The sequence below is a fragment of the [Flexibacter] sp. ATCC 35208 genome (assembly GCF_001975825.1).
Taxonomy (GTDB): domain Bacteria; phylum Bacteroidota; class Bacteroidia; order Chitinophagales; family Chitinophagaceae; genus Chitinophaga.
Genome location: NZ_MTKN01000021.1, coordinates 24,937 through 33,088, shown reverse-complemented (window position 1 = coordinate 33,088; position 8,152 = coordinate 24,937). Strand labels below are relative to the sequence as shown.

Genomic DNA, 8,152 nt, shown 5'->3' with positions numbered 1-8,152 from the left:
GGCGGCGGTGGTTACAATCGCGGCGGTGGTGGCGGTGGTTACGATCGTGGCGGCGGTGGCGGTGGCTACAACCGTGGCGGTGGTGGCGGCTTCGGCGGCGGCGGCGGTGGATTCCGTCCAAGACCAGGTGGCGGCGGCGCAAGACGTCCGTTCACTCCTAAACCAGATAACAAGATCTACTTTATCGCCCTGCTGCCTACAGCTGAGGTAGGTAAAGAGATCATCAAAATAAAGCAGGATTTCGCTGAGAACTTCGGCCCTATGTATGCGCTGAAAGTATTGCCGCATATCACACTCCAGGTTCCTTTCACAGCTGATCCTGCACTGGAAAAAGCTTTCTGCGATGAACTGGCTGAATTTGCTAAAACACAGGCGCCTTTCGAAGTGTCCCTGAATGGTTTTGGTACATTCCCGAACAAGCAGAACCGCGTACTGTTCATCAATGTTGAGAAGAGCGAAACTATGAGCGCCCTGCACAGACAACTGATCAACTTCCTGCGTAAGGAGTTTGGCTTCAGTACCATGCTGGCTCGTACAGGTTTTACCCCTCACGTAACCGTGGCCTTCAAAGACCTCGAAGATGCACAGTTCGAAAAGGCTTGGCCTGAATACGAAAACAAGGAATACACTGCTTCATTCAAAGTGAACAACCTGTATTTCCTCCGTCATAACGGTAAATCCTGGGAAGTACTGCAGAAGTGCAAACTGGGTGGTGCGTGATCGGAATGAGATTAACACTAATGAAAAAGAGGAAGGCGATCGCCTTCCTCTTTTTTTATTTTCCGTAGATCTTATTTTCCGTAGATCTTATTTTTTGTAGATTCTTTACTTCCTGTATATCCTGTAAGTATCTCCGTCTTTTAACCAGCCTGAGTTTGTCATGTCTGTAATTGAATCCAATACCTGTGGTAATGGTGGGATCCGGACAAACATTCTATTTAGATGGAAGGTGTCTATAGCTCTTTCTGCTACAATCTTCACCCCATAATAATCCTCCAGCGTTTTGAGTATATCATGAATCTCTGTACCATCAAACACAAATTTATTCTCCTTCCACGCTATAAAATTCGCATCATTATTCGCATTCTCTTCAGGCTGCTTGCCTGCTGCAAAAGTCACTTTACGACCCGGTGTCACCACTAGTTTATGTGTGTCATGCGACACCGCTACCTTTCCAGTTACCACCGTAACTTCCACAGGTGTGGCAGCATATGCCCTAACGTCAAAAGAAGTCCCCAATACCTGCGTCTGTGTTTCATTCGCATACACCACAAATGGTCTTCCCGGTTGGTTCGCTACCTCAAAAAATGCTTCCCCTTCCAGGTGAATCGCTCTTTCTGCACCAGCCAGTTGTTTGTCATAACGTAAACGACTGTTTTGATTCATATAAACCTTACTACCATCCGGCAGGGTAATAGTCGTCTTTTCATTAGCCGCCGTAAGCGTGGTGATTTCATTTGGTCCACGCAAGGTGAAGTAGAGTAGGGTAGCTACCGCAATACCAGTAATACTGGCTGCGATACGCAGGTACATTTTCCTGTTGCTCACCACCTGCAATGTAGGTGTCTGTGTTGTATACACACGCTCCCTAAAGCGCTGCCAGTTGGCTGCTGTATCAGGGATAAATGTGGTGTCGTTGTCACCGGTGATCGTCCACGTACGCCTGATCTCATCGAAGTAACGACGATGCGTGGCATCTTCATCCAGCCATGTTTGCAACATGGTTCGCTCAGTAGGGGAGAGTGAATTCTCCAGCGAGCGTACGATCAGCGTATCAATATTTTCAATTTGCTCAGACATATATGTCAACATTGTAAAAGTAAAGGATAAAGCGCCGCTCCTGCTATGAACAGGATAGTTACCTGCAGATAATCCTGCAGGGAGATACGTAATTTTTTCAGGGCCGTCACCATCTGGTTCTCCACTGTTTTTACAGAGATATTCAGCGTAGCGGCAATCTCCTTGTATGATAGTTCTTCGTATCGGCTAAGTATAAAGATCTCTCTGCACTTTTCAGGCAGCCGGTCTACAGCTTGCTGAATATGTTGGGTAGTTTGTCGCAGGTTCATACCAGCGCCTGGATTTTCCGCCTGTACTGGTTCATGCTGTTCACCTAGTTCCATATGTACGCCTCTGCGCTTTTGTTTATCAACATAATCCAATGCCATATTGATCGCGGCTTTGTGCAGGTAAGCTTTAAAGTAAACATCCTGTAGTTCAGCCCGACGGTTCCATATCTTAATAAATACGTCCTGTGCAAGGTCTTCCGCAGTAGCAGTGTCCTGTACAATGCGGTAGATTGTCTTACAGACAAACGGAAACCAGCTCCTGAACAGTGTTTCCATGAACAACTGCTCATTCTCCTGTAATAATTTTTGCAATGCAGCATTTTCCGGCATGGTACAAAAATAACCTTTGTCCGTATTCCCGCTAGCATAGGTAGGGGCAGTACTGGAAAATGTCCTGAGTACAGCTTGCATATGTGACAATTAATTTGCTGTGATATAATAGATAACGGTTGTCACAGCTGATACCCCTATGTGATGGAAAAATAAAAAAGTCGGAAGAAAATTTCTTCCGACCATGACCGGGGCAGGTGCCCCTTAAAAAAAATGGAGCCGGCCATACTGAAGTATGGAACCGGCTTTTTGATTAACCCCTATGAAAACCAACTATTGCTATCTTCAATTATTTTTCTGACAGTTTAATTTCTCCGAGATCTGTTGCTTTTCCATCTTCCACTCTCACATTTGCAATCGTCACATCCTGGTATGGACTTTTGGCAGAAACTATCACTGTATATGTGCCGGCTTTGGCCTGTTGTAAGGAAAATGTTCCATCATTAACAGTCGCCTTCAAAGTATCTGTTCCCATAATCGCCCATGCATTGTTTGCTCCATCTGCAGGAGTTACTTTTCCTGAGATGCTTCCTTCATCACTTGTCCTGAATGCATAAGCACCAAATACGGCAATAGCAAGGACTAACATTAATTTTTTCATGGTCGTTTCAATTGATATGGTTATGTAGAAGTAAAATCAATTAACATGCCAACGGGCCAAAAATCAAATCAAGTAAGAAGAGGTTTAACATTCCTTTATACTAAACTGCAAGAGCCTGCTATAAACGTAGAAAGAGGTTTTTATTAAACGTAGCAGTAGGTTTTTATAAACGTCGAAGGAGGTTTGCCATCATGCAAACCTCCTTCGACTCCCCTGAAAAGAAAACGCTTTTACCTTCGGCAAAAGCGTTTTCTTTTCAGTTATTTTAGTTCAAACTATCTTCTATTCAACTTAGACAGCAGTCGCAGTATCTCCAGATACAACCAAACCAGCACCACCAGCAAACCAAACGCTGCATACCACTCAAACCACTTAGGCATACCCTGTGCAGCTCCCTGCTCAATCATATCAAAATTCAAAATCAAATTCAGCGCAGCAATCGCTACCACCACCAATGAAAAGATAATACCGATCATACTACCCTCATGCAGGAAAGGAATATCTACAGAGAACAGACGCAGTACCAACGCAATCAGATAAAACACTGCAATACCTGCAGTCGCTGTATATACAATCGCACGGAACTTCTCAGTCGCACGCAGCACACCCAATCTATAAAGCACCAGCATTGCGACAGCAGTACCAAAAGTCAGACCTACAGCCTGCAGTACAATACCATCATACAATGAGGAATACATTGCGGAAATAACACCGAGGAACAAACCTTCTGCCAGTGCATAAGCTGGTGACAAATAAGGCGCCCATTCTTTCTTAAAGCTAATAACAATTGCCAGTACAAAACCACCGATACCACCTATCATCAGGAAAGGAATATAGTTACCCTCTCTTGCGAGGATACCCCATGAGTAAACAGCAGCACAGATCACCAGTGCTAAGAGGAAAGCAGTCTTGTTGGCAGTACCCTTTACTGTCATTGAATTGTCCGTGGACTTCAGAGCAGCCTGCTGAAATGTTTTTTCATTCAGGACGGGATTATTGGGTTGGAATAATGCCATGATGTTATAATAATTATTTGTCAGCTAAATTACGATTTTCACTCATAAATATCGTAAACCAATTGCGAATTCCCTGTTAAACTCCGTTACTATTACTAAAAGTTATGAGCCATAACTATTAGCTATGCTGGCGGAAAGACAAAGTCTACTGACTTTGTGTACTTTTGTTAAAATTCAACCTTCCGGAAAGTATATGATTTAAAACAGTAAATACTACCCTCCGAATCGTTAAATTTACAGCCTGAAAAAATATCAGTCGTTAAATAAGATCTTAAATGTCAAATACTTCGGTTCAACAGATAGAAGATGTGGTGATCAAGTTCGCTGGGGATAGTGGTGATGGTATGCAGTTGACGGGAACACAGTTCTCCAATAATACCGCCCTGGTGGGTAATGACCTCAGCACTTTTCCTGACTTCCCGGCCGAAATCCGTGCCCCTCAGGGTACCCTGGCCGGTGTGAGCGGCTTCCAGCTCCACTTCTCCTCCAACCGTATATTTACCCCTGGTGATGCCTGTGATGTACTGGTGGTCATGAACGCTGCAGCGTTGAAGGCCAACCTCAAATCCCTGAAAAAAGGCGGTATCATCATCGCAAATACTGACGGTTTTGACGCAAAAAACCTGCGCCTCGCCAATTACCCTGATGGCGTAAACCCTCTCGAAGACGGTTCCCTGGTGAACTTCCAGCTCCATACTATGGACGTAACCAAGATGACCCGTGAAGCGCTCAAGGAAAGCACCCTCGGTATGAAAGAGAAGGACAGGGCCAAAAATATGTTCGTGCTTGGATTCCTCTACTGGTTGTATGACCGTAACCTGGAAAGCACTGAAAACTTCCTCAACGAGAAATTCGGAAAGAAACCTGAAATATTAGATAGTAACCTGAAGGTGCTGAAAGCAGGTTACAACCTGGGCGATACCGTAGAAGCCTTTACCACCCGCTACCGTGTGGAAAAAGCAAGAATGGAGCCTGGTACCTACCGCAGCATTACAGGTAACACCGCCCTGTCTTACGGCCTCATCTCCGCCAGTCAGAAGGCAAACCTGCCCCTCTTCCTGGGTACTTACCCTATTACACCGGCATCTGATATCCTGCATGAGCTGAGCCGTTACAAAAACTTCGGCATCCGCACATTCCAGGCTGAAGATGAAATCGCAGGTATCGCTTCCGCAATCGGTGCGTCTTACGGTGGCCACATGGGTGTGACTACTACCTCCGGTCCGGGTATGGCACTGAAAGGTGAAGCCATTGGTCTGGCAGTAATGCTGGAAATCCCACTGCTGATCATAAACATTCAGCGTGGCGGTCCTTCTACTGGTTTACCTACCAAAACTGAACAATCTGACCTTTTACAGGCATATTATGGCCGTAACGGGGAGTGTCCGTTGCCGGTGATCTCTGCATCCACACCATCAGATTGTTTTGATGTGGCTTACGAAGCTTTCCGTCTCTCTATCGCACATATGACACCGGTGATTCTGCTGAGTGATGGGTATATCGCAAATGGTGCTGAGCCATGGCGTTTCCCTAAGTCAGACGACCTGAAACCAATTCAGGTTAAGTTCAAAAAAGCACTGGAAGAAGGTGAAGACACATATCTCCCTTATCATCGTGATGAAAACCTGGTGCGCCCCTGGGCAGTACCTGGTACACCTGGCCTGGAACACCGTATCGGAGGTCTGGAAAAACAGAACATCACTGGTAACGTGAGCTACGATCCTGAAAATCACCAGGTAATGGTGCGCATCCGCCAGGAAAAAGTTGATAAGATCGCAGATCATATTCCTCTCCAGACAATAGAACTGGGTCCTGAAAAAGGTAAAGTACTGGTTCTGGGCTGGGGTTCTACCTATGGTTCAATCAAAAGTGCCGTACTGGAACTGCTGGCTGAAGGCCACGAAGTAGCGCATGCTCATATCCGCTACCTGCGCCCGTTCCCTAAAAACCTGGGTGAGATCCTGCATAACTATGATAAAGTATTGATTCCTGAAATCAACAACGGTCAGCTCATCAAGATCATTCGTGAGCAATTCCTGATCGATGCACAGGGTTATAACAAGATCATGGGTGTGCCTATCACAAAAGGCGAATTGGTGATTAAGATCAAGGAGCTGCTGCAGGCATGATAATCAGCTAACTAATATATTGGCAAAAGATCCTGTCCCCCGGGGCAGGATTTTTTTTGTATATTCATTTATCGCCAAATGTTTATTATGAAAAGCCTCGTACTGTCTTTATTACTTTCATTCCTGATGCTGGAAATAACCGCACAAACGCATAGCTATGAAATTCGCTATGGTAGCCATGTGATTGGCAACATTACCGCTGTGCAGAAAGTAGCAGGAACTGTCAAAAAGATTGCCATCCAGAGCAACGTTGATATGAAACCCCTTGCTAAGTTTAACCTCAATATCGATTGTGATTACGATAACAATATCTTGTTGATTGCCAATGCAAAACGCACTACCGGAAAGGAGGGAGACGATAAGTACAGCATTACTAAAAGAGATGGAAAGAATTACAGCATCAATCACAATGGGGAACGGTCAGTGTTGAACAATACAGATATCGTACATACGGTAGCGGAGTTATACTTCTTCGAACCTCATCATATCACCAGTATATTTTCGGAGCTGCAAGGCGCCTTCCTGCCACTCAGATCATTAGGGAATGGATTATATGAGCTGACCCTGCCAGAGGGCAAAAAAAACGTGTATAAATACGAAAAAGGCACATTGGTACAAGTAGAAATACCACAGGCATTTGGGAAAGCGCTGGTGGTTAAAATAACTTAGAATGGGTTTAAATAAGCTGAGGATAGCGTGCGCTACCCTCAGTGATTGTTTTAGTCTATAATTCAGTGAATGATTCAGTCTATAACGAGGACAAAGACAGCCTGTAACCCAGTCAGGGTTTGCGTCTATATCCAGATAAATTTTTAGTCTATCACCTTTTCTATGATCTGCCCACTCATCTTATCCTTCAGGATCACTTTCTTCGTACCATAATGCGTCATTTCTTCCTTGACAAGATAATACTGTGAATCGTATTCCTGCTGAGTAACGTCTTTACCTACATTTTCACGACCTCTCCATATCTCAAGTTTTACCGGCTCCCACAATTTAGAAGCGGCACTGCGATAAGCGGCATCCAGAATAGCATTCACCACATACCCATCGTAAAACGTTTCCTGTGGTGCACGTTGCTGCTCCATGGCTGCGAACATATCGGTGAACATGTGATTGTAGCCCAGGTCATTCAGTTCATCGCCTACAGGGAATAACCATCCGCTGTTGCTTTCCGCTTTTTCAGCTACATAGTCTGCCCCCTTACCGGTGGTGAACATATCAAAACCTGTACGCAGGAAATTGTTGATCCAGATAGTACCTTCTGTACCCATCACTTCATCACGCAGGTCCAAACCACCTCTGAAAGTCCAGCTGACCTCAAATTGCCCGATAGCGCCATTTTCATACTTCACTAACCCGATGGCATGGTCTTCGGCATCGATAGGTTTTACCTGTGTATCGGCCCAGCACATCACCTCTACAGGTTTGATGTCTTTGCCGATAAATGACCGGGCTATTTCCACGCAGTGACAACCCAGGTCCAGCATACAACCACCGCCGGCTTGTTCCTTATCCCAGAACCATTCGCTGTGCGGGCCGGGATGTGTTTCTCTGGATTTGGCCCAGAGTATTCTGCCCAGTGCTCCGTTCTTCACACTATCCAGTGCTTTCAGGAACTTGGGTGTATATACAAGATCTTCGAGATAACCATTGAAGATGCCGGCCTTTTCTACGGCTTCCAGCATACGTTTGGCTTCTGCTGCATTACGGCCCAGGGGCTTGGTACAGATCACGCCTTTTTTATGTTTACAACACAGCAACACCGCTGCCTCATGGAGATTGTTTGGCAATGCAATACATACTACATCCACGTCAGGATGGGCAATAGATGCCTCCATATCGGTCGTCCAGTGTGCTACCTGGTAGTCTGTTGCAAACTTTTGTGCACTCTCTTCCCTGCGGGAATAAATACTCACAATCTTATCACGGCTACGCTGCCCCTGTAACGAGTCAGCATAAAATCGGCCTATGAAGCCTGAGCCTAACATAGAAATACTTTGCATA

8 protein-coding genes are annotated in these 8,152 nt (G+C 45.3%); 3 read left to right on the top strand and 5 right to left on the bottom strand.

The window, feature by feature from the left end; genetic code table 11:
- Nucleotides 1–720, top strand: a 720-nt coding sequence (gene thpR, locus BW716_RS15020; protein ID WP_304440592.1) for an RNA 2',3'-cyclic phosphodiesterase, incomplete at its 5' end; no start/stop codon positions are given.
- Between the two features lie 105 nt (nt 721–825).
- Here the strand turns inward: thpR and BW716_RS15015 are convergent.
- From BW716_RS15015 to BW716_RS15000, 4 genes are all read right to left on the bottom strand, one after another.
- Entirely contained in the window at nt 826–1,800 is a 975-nt protein-coding gene (locus BW716_RS15015; RefSeq protein WP_179091142.1) for a FecR family protein, read from the bottom strand.
- 5 nt (nt 1,801–1,805) lie between these two features.
- A complete protein-coding gene (locus tag BW716_RS15010; RefSeq protein ID WP_083723389.1) occupies nt 1,806–2,480 on the bottom strand; it encodes an RNA polymerase sigma factor in 675 nt (224 codons plus the stop codon).
- A 208-nt stretch (nt 2,481–2,688) separates the two neighbouring features.
- On the bottom strand, nt 2,689–3,000 hold the full coding sequence (locus tag BW716_RS15005; protein WP_179091141.1) for a carboxypeptidase-like regulatory domain-containing protein: 312 nt from the start codon (nt 2,998–3,000) through the stop codon (nt 2,689–2,691).
- A 275-nt stretch (nt 3,001–3,275) separates the two neighbouring features.
- A complete protein-coding gene (locus BW716_RS15000) occupies nt 3,276–4,016 on the bottom strand; it encodes a Bax inhibitor-1/YccA family protein (RefSeq protein ID WP_083723386.1) in 741 nt (246 codons plus the stop codon).
- Between the two features lie 275 nt (nt 4,017–4,291).
- On the opposite strand from BW716_RS15000, the gene BW716_RS14995 reads away from it, so the two are divergent.
- Both BW716_RS14995 and BW716_RS14990 read left to right on the top strand, forming a co-directional pair.
- Nucleotides 4,292–6,145 carry a 2-oxoacid:acceptor oxidoreductase subunit alpha gene (locus BW716_RS14995; RefSeq protein ID WP_083723385.1) on the top strand — a complete coding sequence of 618 codons (1,854 nt, stop codon included), beginning with the start codon at nt 4,292–4,294 and terminating at the stop codon, nt 6,143–6,145.
- An 87-nt stretch (nt 6,146–6,232) separates the two neighbouring features.
- Nucleotides 6,233–6,814, top strand: coding sequence for a DUF6134 family protein (locus BW716_RS14990; RefSeq protein WP_143708857.1), 582 nt, complete (start codon nt 6,233–6,235; stop codon nt 6,812–6,814).
- A gap of 143 nt (nt 6,815–6,957) precedes the next feature.
- Here BW716_RS14990 and BW716_RS14985 read toward each other — a convergent pair whose 3' ends face one another.
- On the bottom strand, nt 6,958–8,151 hold the full coding sequence (locus tag BW716_RS14985) for a Gfo/Idh/MocA family protein (protein ID WP_083723383.1): 1,194 nt from the start codon (nt 8,149–8,151) through the stop codon (nt 6,958–6,960).
- Nucleotide 8,152 lies beyond the last annotated feature (1 nt).